This is a genomic window from Novosphingobium sp. NFX11, assembly GCF_057376415.1.
In genome coordinates this window covers 1,266,067-1,283,632 of sequence record NZ_CP080384.1, presented here as the reverse complement: position 1 = coordinate 1,283,632, position 17,566 = coordinate 1,266,067, and the positions used below count along the sequence as shown (strand labels likewise).

Below are 17,566 nucleotides of genomic sequence, written 5' to 3'. Positions count from 1 at the left end.
GTATCACGCCGTGGACTGATCGGGGAACTGGTCCGCGACGAGCTTCGCGAAAGCGTCGGCGCGGTGGCTGATCGTCTGCTTCTCGGCGACCGTGAGTTCGGCGAAGCTGACGTCGCGTCCTTCAGGCACGAAGACGGGGTCGTAACCGAAGCCCATCGTCCCGCGCGGCGGCCACGAGAAGGTGCCGGTCACCCGCCCCTCGTAGATTGCCTCGTCGCCCTCGGGCCATGCGATCGCTAAAACGCTGGTGAACCAGCATGAGCGGTCCACATCCGGTCCCTGCTGGCTGAGCAGGCCCTCGACCTTGCCCATCGCCATGTACCAGTCGCGCCCTTTGTAATCCTTGCCCGGCTCGCCTTCGAACCACTGCCGCTCAGCCCAGTCGGCGGTATAGACGCCCGGCCGTCCGCCGAGCGCCGTCACCGACAAGCCGCTGTCGTCGGCCAGAGCGGGCAGCCCTGCCGCCTTCGCAGCGGCATGGGCCTTGAGCAGCGCGTTCTCGACGAACGTGGTGCCGGTCTCCTCCGGTTCGGGCAGGCCGAGATCGCCCGCCGAGACGCAGTCCACGCCAAACGGGGCGAGCAGCGCGGAAATTTCGCGCAGCTTGCCTGCGTTGTGCGTGGCGATGACCAGCTTCGTATCGCCCAGCTTGCGCGTCATCAGCGGCCGACCGCCTTGGCCTGCGCCGCGAAGATGCCCTCGCAGCCGATGCGGGCGAGGCGCAGGAGGCGCAGCAGGCCTTCCTCGTCGTACGTCGCGCCTTCGGCGGTGGCCTGTGCTTCGGCGATCAGGCCGCCTTCGATCAGCACGAAGTTGGCGTCGGCATCGGCGCCGCTGTCCTCGATGTAGTCGAGGTCGAGCACCGGGGTGCCCTGGTGGATGCCGCAGGAGATCGCCGCGACGCGCGCGGTGATCGGGTCTTCCTTGATCTTGCCGTCGGCCATCAGCTTGTCGACGGCAAGGCGCAGCGCCACCCAGGCGCCCGAGATCGAGGCGGTGCGGGTGCCACCATCGGCCTGCAGCACGTCGCAGTCGAGCACGATCTGGCGTTCGCCGAGCTTCTTCATGTCGACCACGGCGCGAAGCGAGCGGCCGATCAGGCGCTGAATTTCCTGCGTGCGGCCCGACTGCTTGCCCTTGGCGGCTTCACGGCTGCCACGGGTATGCGTGGCGCGGGGCAGCATCGAGTATTCCGCCGTCACCCAGCCTTCGCCCTTGCCGCGCAGGAACGGCGGCACCTTCTCCTCGACCGAGGCGGTGACCAGCACGCGGGTGTCGCCGAAGGAGATCAGGACAGAGCCTTCCGCGTGCTTGGTAAAGCCGGTCTGGATGTCGATGGCACGCATTTCGTCAGGTGCACGGCCGGAAGGGCGCATTCTTGGGAATCCTCGTCGTGAAAATACCCGCTCGCCCTAGGCGCATTGGGGTTGAGGGTTCAAGGGGATTGCCTAGATTGACACGCGATATGCCCACGCCCCCGATCACCGAACTGACCACCCGCGCCCGCGACATCTTCCGCCTCGTCGTTGAGGGGTATCTGGCGACCGGCGTGCCGGTGGGCTCGAAGACGCTCGCCGGCCCGGGTGGGGTGAGCCTGTCGTCCGCCTCGATCCGTTCGGTGCTGGCAGACCTCGAAGGGTTGGGCCTGCTCGCCGCGCCGCATACCAGCGCGGGACGCCTGCCGACCGAGGCGGGGCTTCGCCTGTTCGTGGACGGCATCATGCAGGTGGCCGAACCCACCGCCGAAGAACGGCAGGCCATCGAGCGCCGCATCGCCGCGCCCGGGCCGATCGAAGCGGCGCTGGAGGCTACCAGCGCCCTGCTTTCGAACCTCTCGTCGGGTGCAGGCGTGGTCATGGTGCCGCGCCGGGAGCCGCGACTCACGCACCTGCAACTCGTGCCGCTGGCACCGGGCCGGGCGCTGGCGGTGCTGGTGGGCGAAGATGGCGGTATCGAGAACCGCGTGCTGGAACTGCCGATGGGCCTTCCCTCCGGCGCGCTGGAGGAAGCCTCCAACTACATCTCCGCGCATCTGGGCGGTCGCACGCTGGCGCAGGCTGCGCGAGCGATGCGCGCCGAAATCGCTTCGGGCAAGTCCGCCCTCGATGCCGCCAGCAGCGATCTCGTGGAGCGCGGTCTCGCCGTGTGGAGCGAGGATGCCACTGCAAGGCCGGTGCTGATCGTGCGCGGGCAGGCCAACCTGCTCGACGAGGCCGCGCTGACCGACCTCGAACGCGTCCGTTCGCTGCTCGACGACCTCGAGAACAAGCAGTCGGTCGCCGACCTGCTCGACACTGCGCGCGAAGCGCAGTCGACGCGCATCTTCATTGGCTCGGAGAACCGGCTTTTCGCGCTTTCCGGGTCCTCGGTCATCGCTTCGCCCTATCGCGACCGTGAGGGCAGGGTGGTCGGCGTGGTGGGGGTAATCGGCCCGACTCGGTTGAATTATGCGCGCGTCGTCCCCATGGTGGACTTCACTGCCCAGAGCCTGGGCAAGCTCATCGGATAGCTGGAACCAAAGAACAAATGACCGACGACAAGACGCAGTCGCCCGCCATAGATCCCGCAGTGGCAGAGGAACTTCAGGGCGTGCCGGAGGACTTCGTGGACACCAAGGGCGAGAACGAGGAAATCGCGAAGCTGCGCGAGAAGCTGGCGACGGCCGAGCAGGATGTGCTCTACGCCCGCGCCGAGACGCAGAACGTGCGCCGCCGTCTCGAAAAGGACATCGCCGACACCCGCGCTTATGCCGCGACCGGTTTCGCGCGCGACATTCTCTCGGTGTCCGACAACCTCGCCCGCGCGCTGACCGCGATCCCCGCGGAACTGCGCGAAGATGACAAGCTCAAGGGCCTCGTTGCAGGTATCGAGGCCACCGGTCGTGAAATCGACAAGGTCTTCGCCAGCCACGGCATCACCCGCATCGCCGCCATGGGCCTGCCGCTCGACCCCAACCAGCACCAGGCGATGATCGAGCTTCCTCGGCGGATGCCGAGCCAGGTACGGTCCTGCAGGAAATGCAGGCCGGCTACATGATCAAGGACCGCCTGCTGCGCCCGGCCATGGTCGCGGTGGCCAAGAAGCCGGACTGATCGGGTTTCTCCATTAAGCTGAACATACGGCCCGCCTCCGCAAATACCGGAAGCGGGCCGTATCGTATTGTTGCCGGGGAACCTCACGCGCGCGCTTCCGTTCACTTGTGCATAGGCTACAGAATTTTCGGAGAACATCGATGCGCAAGCTCATCCTTCCCATTCTGGCCGCCGGTGCGCTGAGCATCGGTGGCTGCGCGAGCAACTATGCGGGCGAGGGCGCCCTTGCAGGCGGTAGCGCTCGGCGCGGGCGTCGGCGCGATCGCGGGCGGTGACGTCGGCACCGGCGCTGCGATCGGCGCTGCGGCTGGTGCCGTAGCCGGTTCGCAGGCCAAGAAGAACGATCGCGGCTGCTATCGTTATGATCGTCGCGGCGACCGTTACTGGGATCGCGATTGCTGATCAGGCAGTCAGGTTAATTCGAGCAGGGCGCGGGCGCATAAGTGCCTGCGCCCTGTTTCGTAGAGGCTTGTTCTACGATTTACATGCGCCTTTGCGAGTTACATCGTCATTGCGAGCGCAGCGAAGCAATCCAGAGCGGGGTGGAACTGCCCTGGATTGCTTCGCTGCGCTCGCAATGGCGTTATAGTTACGCCCCGAACGGCAGAATCCCGCGATAGGCTGCCAGTTCCGGCGCTCCGGGAAAGTGCAGCCCCTCACGCAGCAGAAAGACGTGCCGCACGATCTCCGCCTGCTGCTCGATGCCATAGCGATCGAGTGTCCAGCCCGGCCTCAGCACATAATCGTAACGACATAGCGGATGACGCATCAGAGGCAGATACCAGCGTCCCGTGCACTGGGTTTGCCACACATGGGTCATCTCGTGGATGAACAACCCCTGCAGTCCCGGCGCAGCGCGCGAGAAATCATCCAGATAGAGATCGCTGCGGGGATGGAAGTGCAGGTGCCCGCAAGGCGCCATGACCGTGTTGACGGGCTGGAACGGGAACCATCGGCGGCGACGGACACGCACCGGCGTGCAGTCCACCGCATTCCCGAAGATCGAGCGGACGAGATCGACCTCGCCCGCCGTCAGCGCCCGCTCGCCCCGTTGATCCACGGCCGGACCGACGATCAGTGCTGCATTCCTTCCATGGAGCCGTGATCCATGCCCTCATGGTTCATGCCACCGCCCCCCGTATGGCTCCCCAGGGCCTCGACCTGCAGCGGCATCGACAGCTTGTCGCCATCGGAGAAGGTCAGCGTCAGCTCCGCCTTTCCGCCGGGCTTGAGATCGGGCGAGACGTCGAAGACCATCACGTGAAGGCCGCCCGGCGCGAAGACCATCGAGGCGCCCGGGTCGATCGGCAGGCTGTCGACCTTGGCCATGGTGCCGCCGTTGCTCTGGTGCATCTCCGCCTTGGCTGCGCCGGAGACATGGACACCTGCCAGCGTAACCGGCTCGGCGCCGTCATTGCGCACAGTAAAGTAGACTGCGCCTGGACGGCCCGCGACGATGGGCAGCACCAACTTGCCGTCGCTCGCCACCATGCCGGGCTTGGCGTTGGGGCCGGAGAGGGTGGCGTCGTTCGATCTGGTCGGGCTGTCGGGCGTCTTGCCGCAACCGGCGACCATGGACATCAGCGCGACGGAGCAGATCAGGGCGACTGGCAGGTTACGTTTGGTCACAGGCATTTCCCTTTGTTATGCCCCGTTTCTGAATCGTTGCGCCTAATGCCATTCACACAGGCTTGTTCCAAGCGAAACGTCACCTATATCCGGCCTCGACGACTTGGAACGTCACCGAGCCGTGCAAGCTGCCTTGCCTTGTGTAAGGGAGGCGATCCGCACGGTGTCACCCACTGACGTGAGGAATGGGGATAATGGCTAAAGTAATTGGTATCGACCTTGGCACCACCAACAGCTGCGTCGCCGTCATGGACGGCGGCAAGCCCAAGGTCATCGAGAATTCAGAAGGCGCGCGCACCACGCCCTCGATCGTCGCTTTCACCAAGGATGGTGAGCGCCTGATCGGGCAGCCTGCAAAGCGCCAGGCCGTGACCAACGGCAACAATACGATCTTCGCGGTGAAGCGCCTCATCGGCCGCCGCTTCGACGACCCGGTGACCAAGAAGGACACCGAGCTGGTTCCATACCACATCGTCAAGGGCAAGAACGGCGATGCCTGGGTCCAGGCCGGTGGTGAGGATTACTCGCCCTCGCAGATCAGCGCCTTCACGCTCCAGAAGATGAAGGAAACCGCCGAATCGTATCTGGGCGAGACGGTCACGCAGGCGGTCATCACCGTGCCTGCGTACTTCAACGACGCCCAGCGCCAGGCGACCAAGGACGCCGGCCAGATCGCCGGTCTCGAAGTGCTGCGCATCATCAACGAGCCGACCGCGGCGGCGCTGGCCTACGGCCTCGACAAGCAGGACGGCAAGACCATCGCGGTCTACGACCTCGGCGGCGGCACCTTCGACGTCTCGGTTCTGGAAATCGGCGACGGCGTGTTCGAGGTGAAGTCGACCAACGGTGATACCTTCCTCGGCGGTGAAGACTTCGACTCGAAGGTCGTGGAATGGCTGGCGGACAAGTTCAAGGCCAAGGAAGGCCTCGACCTCAAGACCGACAAGCTGGCTCTGCAGCGCCTGAAGGAAGCGGCTGAAAAGGCGAAGATCGAACTGTCGTCCACCGCGACGACCGAAGTGAACCTGCCCTTCATCACCGCGCGCATGGAAGGCGGCGCCACCACCCCGCTGCACCTCGTCGAGACGATCACCCGTTCCGACCTGGAGCGCATGGTCGCCGACCTGATCCAGCGCACGCTGGAGCCCTGCCGCAAGGCGATCGCCGATGCCGGTCTTTCGGCCAAGGACATCGACGAAGTCGTGCTCGTGGGCGGCATGACCCGCATGCCCAAGGTGCGTGAAGTCGTGAAGGACTTCTTCGGCAAGGAACCGCACACCGGCGTGAACCCGGACGAAGTCGTCGCCATGGGCGCGGCGATCCAGGCCGGCGTTCTGCAGGGCGACGTCAAGGACGTGCTGCTTCTCGACGTGACCCCGCTGTCGCTGGGCATCGAGACGCTCGGCGGTATCATGACCAAGATGATCGACCGCAACACGACGATCCCGACCAAGAAGAGCCAGGTCTACTCGACCGCCGAGGACAACCAGCAGGCGGTGACGATCCGCGTGTTCCAGGGCGAGCGCGAGATGGCGCAGGACAACAAGCTGCTCGGCCAGTTCGACCTTGTCGGCATCCCGGCGGCGCGTCGTGGTGTCCCGCAGATCGAAGTGACCTTCGACATCGACGCCAACGGCCTCGTGAACGTGTCCGCCAAGGACAAGGGCACCGGCAAGGAACAGCAGATCCGCATCCAGGCCTCGGGCGGCCTTTCGGACAGCGACATCGACCAGATGGTCCGTGACGCCGAGAAGTTCGCCGAAGAGGACAAGAAGCGCCGCGAGATCGGCCGAGGCCCGCAATCAGGCCGACAGCCTCGTCCACGCGACCGAGCAGCAGCTGACCGAGCACGCCGACAAGATCGACGCTTCGCTCAAGGCTGAAGTCGAGGCCGCGATCGCCGCGACCAAGACCGCTCTGGAAGGCAACGACGCCACCGAAATCAACGCCAAGGCTCAGGAACTGACCCAGGTGGCGATGAAGGTCGGTCAGGCCATCTACGAGAAGGAGCAGGCTTCCGCTGCTTCGCCGGAAGCCGCCAAGGCCGACGACGACGTGGTCGACGCCGAGTTCTCGGAAGTCGACGAAAACAAGGGCTGACAAGTCCTGATGAAAACCCTGGCCGCCACCTGTGCAAACCGCGCCGGTGGCGGTTAAGGTATTCCGACGGGGAAATATCACGTGTCAGCGACTGAAATCGACTATTACGAACTGCTCGAGGTAGAGCGCACTGCGGACGACAAGGTCCTTAAGTCGGCCTACCGCAAGCTCGCCATGCGCTTCCACCCGGACAAGAACCCGGGCTGCGCCGATTCCGAGGCGCGCTTCAAGCAGATCAGCGAGGCTTACGACTGCCTCAAGGACCCGCAGAAGCGCGCGGCCTACGATCGCTATGGCCATGCCGCGTTCCAGCAGGGCGCAGGCGGCGGTCAGGGCGGCGGAGACTTCGGCGATATCGGCGACATCTTCGAATCCATCTTCGGCAGCGCCTTCGGTGGCGGTGCTCGTCAGCAGCAGCGGCGCGGCGCCGACTTGCGCTACGACATGGAAGTCAGCCTCGACGAAGCGTTCCGGGGCAAGAGCACCGAGATCACCATCGAAGTCTCGCAATCGTGCGAACCCTGCAACGGTTCGGGCGCACAGCCCGGCACCGGCAAGCGCGGCTGTTCGATGTGCGGCGGCCACGGCAAGGTCCGTGCGCAGCAGGGCTTCTTCGTGGTCGAGCGTACCTGCCCGACCTGCCACGGCCGGGGCGAGGTAATCGAGAAGCCGTGTCGCTCGTGTGGCGGCGAGGGACGGGTGGACAAGCCGCAGACGCTGCAAGTGGACATTCCGCCGGGCGTCGATCTGGGTACCCGCATCCGCCTCTCCGGCAAGGGTGAGGCCGGGCCGTTCGGCTCGCCCCCGGGCGACCTCTACATCTTCCTCCACGTCAAGCGCCACCGCGTGTTCGAGCGTGACGGGACGACGCTGGTGACCAAGGTGCCGATCACCTTCACCACGGCGGCGTTGGGCGGCTCGATCGAGATCCCCGGCATCGACGGCGAGGCGATCCAGCTCGACATTCCGGCAGGCATCCAGTCCGGCAAGCAGTTGCGCAAGCGCGGCGAGGGCATGCCGGTGCTGCAGGGCCGCGGCCGCGGCGACCTCGTGATCGAGATCGCAGTGGAAACCCCGACCAAGCTGTCGGCACGCCAGAAGGAAATCCTGCGCGAGCTGCAGTCGACCGAAACCGGCGACGAATGCCCGCAGTCAAAGGGCTTCTTCGACCGCATCAAGGACGCCTGGACCGACCTGACGGAGTGACTAAGGCGGGTGGGACGCGTGCTCCACCCGCTTTTCTCACCCCACCTCGTCATTGCGAGCGCAGCGAAGCAATCCAGGGCGGCTCAAGACTGCCCTGGATTGCTTCGCTGCGCTCGCAATGACGACCTTCAGGTGTCCTACTTCCCCGCCAACACTTCGCGCCTGATCCGGCGCAGCAGTTCGGGATCCGCACGCAGGCGCTGCCTCTCCTCATCGAGGATCGCCAGAAACGCCCGCCGCTTGAACCCGAGCAGTTCCGGCTGCGTCATCGCATGTTCGACCGAGAGCGTGGAAGCGATGAGGTCCATCATCCGCTCCGCACCATGCAGGCGCCCCCACAGGTAATCGTTCTCCCGGTAACCGCGACTGAAGAACGCGCCGAAGTTGAAGAACTCCTTGCCGCGCAACGTCTCCTCGCGAATTCCGTCGCGGATCGCGTGGCAGTCCTCGGGCGAGATGCGATCGACCCGCACCGGATCGAACTCGGTCAGGCCCTCGCCGCGCAGCAGCGGCAGGGTCACGGTATCGTAGAACGGGAAGCCGAGATAGGCGAGCAGCACCCTGCGACGCAGCGCCTGCGGCATCGCGGCGAGGGCTTCTGCCAGCAACTCGTCCACCGCGTTGTCGGTCTCCAGCAAGTTTCGAGCTTCGGCGAAATGATCGACGACTGCCTGCGGCTCCTCGAAAAAGCGCGCGGCCACAGCCGGAAAATCCTCGCCCAGCGCCGCCAGCGGCTCGCGGTCGATATAGAGCGACAGCGCCTTGTAGATCGCGGTGCGCGCGGCATCGCGGTCCTGTTCGGTGACATCGGGTTCCGCTTCCCACTCCTGAGTCACGCGCCGAGCAAGCAGGCGCAGGCGCCGTATGCGGAAGGCAAGATCGTGGTTGCGAAAGAACTCGATCATCATCGGCGAACCGGCCTCGCGCAATGCCTGCGCCCGGTCGAGGCCTTGCGCCGCCAGGTGCGCGATCAGCCTTAGCCGCACCGCTTCCGGAGAAGGCAGGTCGAGTTCGGGCGCCGCTTCCAGCACCATCCGGGCCATCATCGCGGTGATACCGCTGAACTTGACCTGCGCGTAGCCGTGATAGGCGAACCCCGCCTGCTCGAAAGCCGCCCCCTGCGCCTTGGCGCGCCATGCCGCGAGCCGCTTGGGGGTAGGGCGGTCGAGGAAGAAGGTGTGCCCGAACAGGCGGTCCACCGTCTCCTCTATCTCCGGCCGCAGGGCCAGCACGATCTCGCGCAGCGACGCCATCTCGCGCGAGCGGGCTTCCAGCGCCTCCAGATTGTCGCGGATAGGCTGCTCGCGGGGGATCGCGGAGAGCGAGCCGAAGATCACCGAGAAAAAGCCCGGCAGGCTCGCATCGCGCCGCATTTCCGCGCCGAGATGATCGGGTGTCGGATCGACGTAGACGAAGCGGCGATCCACTTCGCGCGCGGCGGGTCGGTCCCGCAGGGCATGCATGGCATCGGCGAAAGGCGCATTGACCAGCACCGCCCCGTCGATCAGCGATACGCAGTCCAGGTCGCCGCGGCGCGCATGTTCGGGCATGATCCGCGCGAGGAAGGCATCGCGCGTCAGCCATGTCCCGCCCTGTTCGTCCACCAGCCGGTCGATCTCGCCGATCTGCAGCGGCGGGAAGGCGCCGGGGAAACTGGCCGAAGCCCGGGCCGCCATCACCAGTTCTGGCAAGGGCGCCAGCGGCGCTCCTCAGCGCCCGCCTTGACGTGAAAGCCGAAGGTCATCCGGTGTTCGCTTTCCAGCACTTGCTGCGGCGAATGGAGCCGCAGCGTTTCCAGATGCCCCTTGAAGTCGGTCGAGGTCAGGAACACGTCGAGCGGATGGTGCTCCGGCAACAGCGGCGGTCCGGCCGGAGTTTCGGCCATGGCGGTCAGAGCGCGGTGCAGCAGCCTCGAAAATCCGATGCCACTGAACGGCGGCTCGAACCACCGCGAGCGGATCAGGCGTGAGAGCTTCTCGCGAACTTCCGTCCGTGTTTCCGGGGCCACGCTCGCACTGACGGCGTTGCCCGGCCGATGAAGCAGGTACGTCACCAGAGGGCTGGCCCAGAACTTGGCCGCACGCGAGCCGGGGCGGGCGTCAGGATCGAGCAGCACGTCGACGTCGGCCGTCTCCAGCCACAAGTCGGTCAGTGGCTCCAGCGACTGGCCCGAATGAATGGCCTGCGCGAGGAACAGCGAGTTGATCCCGCCCGCGCTGGCCCCGGCGGCAATGTCGGCCAGTATCCGCAGCTTGAGATTGCCGCTGCTTTCAAGCCTGCGCAGCAAGTCGAGATAGACCGCCGGGCTGCCTTGCAAGCCGGCTTCGCCAGGCAGATCGGCCCAGGCGGCGCGGCTCGCCTGCAGGGCCTTCCACAGCTCCTTGGTGACGCCGTGCATGTACACGGCGAGGCTGACGCCTCCGTAACAGACCAGAGCGATCCGCAGTTCTTTTTGCTGCATATCGGTATCTTACCGAGGGTTACAGGATTGGCAATTGCGTTCTCATTCCGTTCCGTTTACGCGGGCGGCATGGCTAAACCCAAGCGTCGATATGTGTGCCAATCCTGCGGCGGCGTCTCCACCCGGTGGCAAGGCCAGTGCCCCGACTGCGGGGAATGGAACACGCTGGCAGAGGACGCGCCGCAGACGATCTTCTCCGCCAAGCACGACTTGTCTTCGGGCGGCCGGCCGATCCGGTTCACCCCGCTCGACGCGCCGGGTGAAGTGCCCAAGCGGCAGACGACTGGCATCTCGGAATTCGACCGTGCTCTGGGCGGCGGGCTCGTACCCGGCTCGGCGATCCTGATGGGCGGTGATCCGGGCATCGGCAAGTCCACGCTGCTGCTGCAGGTTTCGGCGAATGTAGCGATTAAGGGCGGGCTTTCCGTCTACGTGAGCGGTGAGGAAGCGGCCGGGCAAGTGCGTCTGCGTGCCGAGCGTCTCGGTCTGTCAAAGGCGCCGATCCAGCTGGCGGCGGCGACCTCGGTACGCGACATTCTCACCACGCTAGGAATGATGGACAAGCCCTCGCTGCTGGTGATCGATTCTGATCCAGACGATGCACTCCGACCAGATCGAGGGCGCGCCGGGCACTGTCAGCCAGGTGCGCGGCTGCGCGTTCGAACTGATTCGCTATGCGAAGGAGAACGATGTTACTTTGGTCCTCGTCGGCCACGTGACCAAGGACGGCAACATCGCGGGCCCGCGCGTGCTGGAGCACATGGTCGACGTCGTCATGAGTTTCGAGGGTGAGCGCAGCCACCAGTATCGCATCCTGCGCTCGATCAAGAACCGCTTCGGCCCGGTGGACGAGATCGGTGTGTTCTCGATGGAGGGCTCGGGCCTCGCCGAAGTCGGTAACCCCTCGATGCTGTTCCTTTCGGGCCGCGAAGAACCGATGGCGGGAAGCGCGGTGTTTCCGGCGATGGAGGGCACACGGCCCGTACTCGTCGAAATCCAGGCGCTGATCGTGCGGTTGCAGAGTGGTGCCACGCCTCGCCGCGCGGTCGTGGGCTGGGATTCGGGCCGTATGGCAATGTTGCTGGCGGTGCTGGAAGCGCGCTGCGGGCTCAGTTTCTCGAACGCGGAAGTCTATCTCAACGTCGCGGGCGGCTACCGACTCGGCGACCCGGCCGCCGATCTCGCGGTGGCGGCGGCGCTGGTATCCGCGCTGGGCGACAAGCCGCTCTCCACCGATGCCGTGTGGTTCGGCGAAGTTTCGCTCGCCGGAGAGATCAGGCCGGTGGCTCATGCTTCGATCCGGCAGCGCAGATCCGCCAAGCTGGGGTTCTCGAAGGCGTTCGGTCCGTCGAACGGACCCGTGCCGGAAAAGGGCCTGTCGTTTTCTGGCCTCACGATGCTGCCCAACCTCGTTGACCGCATCCTGTCCGATGCCTAATTCTGCCGGTCTATGACTGGCTTCGACATTGCCGTTCTCCTGTTCGTGGGACTCGGCGCCATTACCGGCTTCATTCGCGGCTTCGTGCAGGAAATCCTTGCACTGGCGGCGTGGATTTTCGCCATCTTCGCCATCCGCCTTTTCCACACGCCGCTGACGGCGGTGCTCGGCGCTTACATCAGTTCGGATTCGGGAGCGGCAGTGCTGGCCTTCGCGCTGCTGCTGGGCATTCCGTTCCTGGCGGTGAAGCTGGTGGCCAAGTGGGCCGGCGCCAAGAGCCGCGCCTCCGTGCTCGGCCCGATCGACCGGGTGCTGGGCTTCGGGTTCGGCGCGGTGAAGGGCGTCATCGTGATCGTGCTGGGCTTCTCGGTGCTGGTCTTGGGCTACGATACGATCTGGGGCATCGGCGGCCGTCCCGAATGGATCACGCAGGCCCGTACCTACCCCTTCATCAACGCCAGCAGCGAAGCGCTGGTCCAGCTCATCGCCGAACGCCGTGCCGAGGCCCATGCGGCCGCAGCAGCGCACGAAGCGCAGTAAGACCGGCGTGTCCACGGCCGTACTTTATACGCCGGACGTTCTCGCACTCGCGATCGAACTGGCCCGTCATCCGCTGACCGACGACTTGCCCCTGCGCGGCGAAGCCCGTTCGCGCAGTTGCGGCAGCACGATAGCGCTGGGCCTCGCCTTCGACGATGCCGGTGCGATCGCGCGCGTCGGGCTGCGCAGCCATGCCTGCGCGATCGGGCAGGCATCTGCCGCCATCTTCGCCCGCAATGCACCGGGCGCGTCCGTCAAGGACATCCTTGCGACGCGCGCCGCCGTGGTAGCGTGGCTGGCAGGCGAGGGCGCATTGCCGCAATGGCCCGGATCTCGCCGCGATCTCCGCCGCGCGGGACTATCCTGCGCGGCACGGTGCGGTCCTGCTGCCATGGGATGCGGCGGTCGAGGCGATCTCCCGCATCTGAGCGACTGCAGCCGAGTTGCCCCGGCACGACAGCTGGGTCTATGGGCCATCACGTGACTTCGTATTCCGACCTGCCCGCTCCGGCGCTCCGCCTGGACCTCGACCATGACGCGCTGCAATCCAACTGGCGCGCACTCGACCGCATGTCGGGCGGCGCGCGGGCAGGGGCGGCGGTCAAGGCGGATGCCTACGGCCTTGGCGTGCACAAGGTCGTACCTGTGCTGCAAGCCGCTGGATGTGACGATTTCTTCGTGGCGCACTGGTTGGAAGTCCGCGCGGTACTTGAAGTGGCGAGCCCCGGCTCGCTGTCTGTTCTCCACGGACCGCTGACGCCGCAGGACGCCGCTTATGCGCAGGCGACGGACGTGAAGCCGGTCATCAACTCGCTCGAACAGGCGCGGCGCTGGATCGACGCCGGAGGCGGGCGCTGCGACCTGATGGTCGATACCGGGATGAACCGTCTGGGCGTGACGCTGGACCAACTGGGCGAGCCGATGCTGGCACAGCTCAAGATCGACGTCCTGCTCTCGCATCTCGTGGCCGCCGAGGAAGACACGTCGCTCAACGCCATCCAGTGCGAACGCTGGAACGATGCCCGCACGCGGGTTCGCCACAAGCGGGCAAGCCTCGCCAACAGCGGCGGCATCGCGCTGGGCGAGGCCTATCACGGCGATCTGACCCGCCCCGGCATTGCCCTTTACGGCGGAGTGCCCCGGCCGGAGATGGCGCCCATGCTGCGCCAGGTCGTTCGCCCGCAGACCGCGATCCTGCAGGTCCGTCATGTCGAAGCGGGCGAGACCATCGGCTACAACGCGACGTTCACCGCGCCTGCCGCAATGCGGGTAGGGACGATCGCCCTCGGCTATGCCGACGGCTATTTGCGGTGCTGGTCCGGCAAGGGACGCTTTTGCGCTGCAGGAACGATTCTGCCGGTACTCGGCCGGGTGAGCATGGACCTCACCGTCGTCGACCTCACCCATGCTCCCGACGTGGCGGAGGGCGACTGGATCACGGCGGACTATGCGCTGCCTCAGGCCGCGGTAACCACGGGGCTGTCGCAATATGAGCTGCTGACGTTGCTCGGCAGGCGGTTCGGGCGCTGAAAATCGCGGAATTTCCGCCGATTTCCTCTTTTGCTGCGCAGCAATTTGTGTTGCAATGCGATATCCCGGAATGGTAACTTAACTATCCGGCAAATGGGGACTGGAAATGACTGAAACGGCGTCTGGCGAAGACAACACCGTAATCATCAAAAAGTACGCTAACCGGCGGCTCTACAATACCCGTTCGTCAAGCTACATCACGCTCGATCATCTCTCGAAGATGACGCGCGAAGGGGTGGACTACAAGGTTCTCGACGCCAAGACCGGCGCCGACATCACGCACACGATCCTCACCCAGATCATCATGGAAGAGGAATCGAACGGCGAGCAGATGCTTCCCGTCAACTTCCTGCGCGAACTCATCAGCATGTACGGCAACCAGATGCAGTCGCTGATCCCGCACTATCTGGAAGCCTCGATGGAGAACTTCCGCGCCAACCAGGCGAAGCTCGCCAAGGCGTTCGAGGACAGCCTGGGCAATAATCCGCTCGCCAAGCTGGCTGAGCAGAACATGGCGATGTTTCGCGCTGCGTCCTCCGCCTTCATGCCCGGCGCGGAAAAGCAGCCGGAAACCAAGGCGCCGCCCGCGGAGGATGCAGGCGATCTCTCCGCGCTGCGCGACCAGATGGCTGAAATCCAGAAGCGCCTCGACGCGCTGGGTAAATAATTGCGGGCAAGTAAGCAGGCCGAAGAGGCGAAGTGATGACCTCCCGCGTCGCTCGCCCTGCCGCGCGTATCATCCTGCTCGATCCGGCTGAGCGCGTACTGCTGTTCCGGTTCGACCCGCCCGACCGTCCCCCGTTCTGGTGCACGCCGGGCGGGGCGGTCGATCCCGGCGAAAGCTACGAGGATGCGGCAAGGCGCGAACTGCTGGAGGAAACCGGCTTCGTTGCAGAGCCGGGGCCGCAGGTGGCGCAGCGGATCGCCGATTTCATCACCATCGAAGGCGTGCCGGTGACGGCCGACGAGCGCTATTTCCGCGTACGCACGCCTGCGGGCGCCGATCCCGAGGCGATCGATACCGGCGGCCACACCGAACTGGAACGCTCGGTGATGCGCAGCTGGCGCTGGTTCGACCGCGCGGCATTGGCCGCGCTGGAGGAACCGTATTTTCCGGAAGATCTCGCTGAGATGTTCTAAGGTCGCGCGGGCTTTCGGGGGCTTCGACAAGCTCAGCCTGAGCGGGTTTTGGAGGTTTGCACTACCCCCGGCTCACCCTGAGCCTGTCGAAGGGTCGTGCCGAGCGTGTCGCCATTCATTTGAACCTTGCGCCAAGTCCCGCTAACAGGCGCGCCATGAATCAGAAGACCGCGATCCGCCACGCCCTCTCCACCAAGCGCGAAGACGATTTCGCCCAGTGGTATCAGGAAGTCATCTCTGAAGCCGAAATGGCCGAGGAATCGGGCGTGCGCGGCTGCATGGTCATCAAGCCGTGGGGCTACGGCGTGTGGGAACGCATCCAGCGCCTGATGGACGACCGCATCAAGGCCGCGGGCGTGCAGAACTGCTACTTCCCGCTGTTCATCCCGCTCTCCTACTTCGCCAAGGAAGCCGAGCACGTCGAGGGCTTCGCCAAGGAGATGGCGGTCGTCACCCATCACCGCCTCGTCGGCGACGGCAAGGGCGGCCTCGTGCCCGATCCCGAGGCGAAGCTGGAAGAGCCGCTGATCGTGCGCCCCACTTCCGAAACCGTGATCGGCCAAGCGATGGCGCGCTGGGTGCAGTCGTGGCGCGACCTGCCGCTGATGGTCAACCAGTGGGCCAACGTGGTGCGCTGGGAAATGCGCACCCGCATGTTCCTGCGCACCAGCGAATTCCTCTGGCAGGAAGGCCACACCGCTCACGCCGACCGGGACGATGCGATGGCCGAGACGCTGCGCGCGCTCGAAATGTACCGCGACTTCGCCGAGACCGAGCTGGCGATGCCCGTCATCGCCGGTGAAAAGCCCGAGAACGAGCGCTTCCCCGGCGCCGTCGCGACCTATTCGATCGAGGCGATGATGCAGGACGGCAAGGCGCTGCAGGCAGGCACTTCGCATTATCTCGGCACCGGTTTCGCCCATGCGGCGGGCATCACCTTCCAAGACCGCGAGGGCACGCAGCAGTATGCCCACACGACCAGTTGGGGCACCTCGACCCGCATGATCGGCGGTCTCATCATGACGCACGGCGACGACGACGGCCTGCGCGTGCCGCCCGCCGTGGCGCCGCACCAGATCGTCATCCTGCCGATGCTGCGCGACACGCCCGAGGACGACGCGCTGCTCGCCTACTGCGAGGAACTGCGCAAGGCCCTCGTCGGCCAGTCGGCCCTTGGCGAAAGCGTGCGCGTGCTGCTCGACAAGCGCCCCGGCAAGGCCACGCAGAAGCGCTGGGCCTGGGTCAAGAAGGGCGTGCCGCTGATCCTCGAGATCGGTGGGCGCGATGCGGCGGGCGGTCAGGTCTCGATGCTGCGCCGCGACAAGCTGTGGACCGAGGCGGGCAAGGCGAACTTCGTCGGCCTCGCCAAGGACGAGTTCGTGGCCCGCGCTTCGGCCGAGATCGAGGACATCCAGGTCTCGCTCCACGCCGAAGCCAAGGCCAGGCGCGACGCGAACATCTCGAAGGCATCCAGCTTCGATGAACTCGCGGCGTTCTTCTCTGACGACAAGCGCTATCCGGGCTGGGTCGAAGTCGAGTGGGCGCGCCCGACCGGTGATGAACTCGAAGCGGTGGTTCAGAAGCTCAAGGGCCTTAAGCTCACCATGCGCAATACGCCGCTGGGCGCCGAACCCGCGACCGGTAACTGCATTTTCACGGGACGTGGCGCCGTGGAGAAGATATACGTCGCCCGATCCTACTGAATGGGGTCTTACTGATTTCACACGGGGGCTCCGGATGATCGCAGCGATTAAATACAACCTCGCGAACCTGACCAACTTCAAGGGACGCGAGGGTCGCTCGGCCTTCTGGTTCTATTTCCTGTTCCTGGCGATCATCCAGATCGTGATTTCCATCGTGATCTCGATGGTGATGACGGCACCGATGATGGCCGACGTGTTCGAGGCTGCGAAGCAGGGGCTGAGCGAAGCCGAGATGCAGAAGCGCATGTTCAGCCGCCTTTCGGGGATGATGCGCACTTCGGTCTGGGCTTCCGTCGCCAGCACACTCGTGCTGACCGGTCTGCTGGTCGCCTCGTTCACGCGGCGGCTGCACGATTCCGACAAGCCGGGCTGGATCGCCGGGCTGACGGCGCTGATCCAGTTCGCGGCGCTGGGCATGGCGGTCGCTTCGGTCGACAAGGTCGCCGAGATGATGATCATCGCCCAGAGCGGCGACATGGTGAAGCTGCAGGAGGCGCAGGCCAGCGTGATGATGAACGGCATGCTCGGCTATGTGCCGCTGCTGCTCATCATCGTGTTCGGCGTCTGGCCCTCGAGCGACGGAGCCAACCGTTACGGTGCGGAGCCCGATCACATCTGAGGGCCACAGTTCGTCATTGCATCTCTCTATTTCGTCATTGCGAGCGCAGCGAAGCAATCCAGAGCCACGTAAACCGCCCTGGATTGCTTCGCTGCGCTCGCAATGACG

At 65.3% G+C, this 17,566-nt stretch carries 13 protein-coding genes and 5 pseudogenes; 13 read left to right on the top strand and 5 right to left on the bottom strand.

Features of this window, described 5'->3' with window-relative positions:
* Positions 1-3: 3 nt before the first annotated feature.
* Together rdgB and rph are read right to left on the bottom strand one after the other, a co-directional pair.
* On the bottom strand, positions 4-660 hold the full coding sequence (rdgB, locus tag KZO24_RS06510) for an RdgB/HAM1 family non-canonical purine NTP pyrophosphatase (protein WP_271183330.1): 657 nt from the start codon (positions 658-660) through the stop codon (positions 4-6).
* Positions 660-1,376, bottom strand: coding sequence for a ribonuclease PH (gene rph / locus KZO24_RS06505; RefSeq protein ID WP_008832746.1), 717 nt, complete (start codon positions 1,374-1,376; stop codon positions 660-662). The genes rdgB and rph overlap by 1 nt, the downstream gene beginning before the upstream one ends.
* An 89-nt stretch (positions 1,377-1,465) precedes the next feature.
* Here rph and hrcA point away from each other — a divergent pair, with 89 nt between their 5' ends.
* The 3 genes and pseudogenes from hrcA (at position 1,466) to KZO24_RS06490 (ending at position 3,494) form a co-directional block, all read left to right on the top strand.
* Entirely contained in the window at positions 1,466-2,509 is a 1,044-nt protein-coding gene (hrcA, locus tag KZO24_RS06500) for a heat-inducible transcriptional repressor HrcA (protein WP_008832745.1), read from the top strand.
* 17 nt (positions 2,510-2,526) lie between these two features.
* A pseudogene (locus tag KZO24_RS06495) lies at positions 2,527-3,092 on the top strand (nucleotide exchange factor GrpE).
* Between the two features lie 225 nt (positions 3,093-3,317).
* Positions 3,318-3,494: a hypothetical protein gene (locus KZO24_RS06490; RefSeq protein WP_486487010.1), complete on the top strand. Its 177-nt coding sequence runs from the start codon at positions 3,318-3,320 to the stop codon at positions 3,492-3,494.
* A 187-nt stretch (positions 3,495-3,681) separates the two neighbouring features.
* On the opposite strand, the gene KZO24_RS06485 is transcribed toward KZO24_RS06490, so the two are convergent.
* Together KZO24_RS06485 and KZO24_RS06480 are read right to left on the bottom strand one after the other, a co-directional pair.
* Complete coding sequence (locus KZO24_RS06485; protein WP_271183329.1) at positions 3,682-4,152, bottom strand: vgr related protein; 471 nt, start codon at positions 4,150-4,152, stop codon at positions 3,682-3,684.
* A gap of 14 nt (positions 4,153-4,166) precedes the next feature.
* On the bottom strand, positions 4,167-4,727 hold the full coding sequence (locus KZO24_RS06480; RefSeq protein WP_486487009.1) for a copper chaperone PCu(A)C: 561 nt from the start codon (positions 4,725-4,727) through the stop codon (positions 4,167-4,169).
* Between the two features lie 188 nt (positions 4,728-4,915).
* Between KZO24_RS06480 and dnaK the strand changes: the two are divergent.
* Positions 4,916-6,821, top strand: a pseudogene (gene dnaK, locus KZO24_RS06475) (molecular chaperone DnaK).
* A gap of 81 nt (positions 6,822-6,902) precedes the next feature.
* Positions 6,903-8,027, top strand: coding sequence for a molecular chaperone DnaJ (gene dnaJ, locus KZO24_RS06470; RefSeq protein ID WP_486487008.1), 1,125 nt, complete (start codon positions 6,903-6,905; stop codon positions 8,025-8,027).
* A gap of 137 nt (positions 8,028-8,164) precedes the next feature.
* On the opposite strand, the pseudogene KZO24_RS06465 reads toward dnaJ, so the two are convergent.
* A pseudogene (locus tag KZO24_RS06465) lies at positions 8,165-10,488 on the bottom strand (patatin-like protein).
* Between the two features lie 69 nt (positions 10,489-10,557).
* On the opposite strand from KZO24_RS06465, the pseudogene radA reads away from it, so the two are divergent.
* The 8 genes and pseudogenes from radA to KZO24_RS06425 all read left to right on the top strand — a co-directional run bounded on the left by radA (position 10,558) and on the right by KZO24_RS06425 (position 17,458).
* Positions 10,558-11,926: pseudogene (radA, locus tag KZO24_RS06460) on the top strand (DNA repair protein RadA).
* 12 nt (positions 11,927-11,938) lie between these two features.
* The gene (locus KZO24_RS06455; RefSeq protein WP_271183325.1) at positions 11,939-12,466 is read left to right on the top strand and encodes a CvpA family protein; all 528 of its coding nucleotides are present in this window, start codon (positions 11,939-11,941) and stop codon (positions 12,464-12,466) included.
* Positions 12,435-12,894: pseudogene (locus KZO24_RS06450) on the top strand (iron-sulfur cluster assembly scaffold protein). The gene KZO24_RS06455 and the pseudogene KZO24_RS06450 overlap by 32 nt, the downstream one beginning before the upstream one ends.
* A 142-nt stretch (positions 12,895-13,036) precedes the next feature.
* Complete coding sequence (alr, locus tag KZO24_RS06445; protein ID WP_486487149.1) at positions 13,037-13,996, top strand: alanine racemase; 960 nt, start codon at positions 13,037-13,039, stop codon at positions 13,994-13,996.
* 106 nt (positions 13,997-14,102) lie between these two features.
* The gene (gene phaR / locus KZO24_RS06440; protein ID WP_008832732.1) at positions 14,103-14,663 is read left to right on the top strand and encodes a polyhydroxyalkanoate synthesis repressor PhaR; all 561 of its coding nucleotides are present in this window, start codon (positions 14,103-14,105) and stop codon (positions 14,661-14,663) included.
* A 35-nt stretch (positions 14,664-14,698) separates the two neighbouring features.
* Positions 14,699-15,136, top strand: a complete 438-nt coding sequence (locus KZO24_RS06435) for an NUDIX hydrolase (protein WP_271183322.1) — start codon at positions 14,699-14,701, stop codon at positions 15,134-15,136.
* Between the two features lie 155 nt (positions 15,137-15,291).
* Positions 15,292-16,839 carry a proline--tRNA ligase gene (gene proS / locus KZO24_RS06430; protein ID WP_271183321.1) on the top strand — a complete coding sequence of 516 codons (1,548 nt, stop codon included), beginning with the start codon at positions 15,292-15,294 and terminating at the stop codon, positions 16,837-16,839.
* Between the two features lie 34 nt (positions 16,840-16,873).
* Complete coding sequence (locus tag KZO24_RS06425) at positions 16,874-17,458, top strand: DUF805 domain-containing protein (RefSeq protein WP_036523161.1); 585 nt, start codon at positions 16,874-16,876, stop codon at positions 17,456-17,458.
* Positions 17,459-17,566 lie beyond the last annotated feature (108 nt).

Excerpts from the sequence above, each read along its gene's own strand:
- KZO24_RS06455 (WP_271183325.1), top strand. The coding sequence starts at position 11,939 with ATGACTGGCTTCGACATTGCCGTTCTCCTGTTCGTGGGACTCGGCGCC.
- rph (WP_008832746.1), bottom strand. The coding sequence starts at position 1,376 with ATGCGCCCTTCCGGCCGTGCACCTGACGAAATGCGTGCCATCGACATC.
- alr (WP_486487149.1), top strand. The coding sequence starts at position 13,037 with ATGTCGGGCGGCGCGCGGGCAGGGGCGGCGGTCAAGGCGGATGCCTAC.
- KZO24_RS06435 (WP_271183322.1), top strand. The coding sequence starts at position 14,699 with ATGACCTCCCGCGTCGCTCGCCCTGCCGCGCGTATCATCCTGCTCGAT.
- KZO24_RS06425 (WP_036523161.1), top strand. The coding sequence starts at position 16,874 with ATGATCGCAGCGATTAAATACAACCTCGCGAACCTGACCAACTTCAAG.
- proS (WP_271183321.1), top strand. The coding sequence starts at position 15,292 with ATGAATCAGAAGACCGCGATCCGCCACGCCCTCTCCACCAAGCGCGAA.
- rdgB (WP_271183330.1), bottom strand. The coding sequence starts at position 660 with ATGACGCGCAAGCTGGGCGATACGAAGCTGGTCATCGCCACGCACAAC.
- phaR (WP_008832732.1), top strand. The coding sequence starts at position 14,103 with ATGACTGAAACGGCGTCTGGCGAAGACAACACCGTAATCATCAAAAAG.
- KZO24_RS06480 (WP_486487009.1), bottom strand. The coding sequence starts at position 4,727 with ATGCCTGTGACCAAACGTAACCTGCCAGTCGCCCTGATCTGCTCCGTC.
- hrcA (WP_008832745.1), top strand. The coding sequence starts at position 1,466 with ATGCCCACGCCCCCGATCACCGAACTGACCACCCGCGCCCGCGACATC.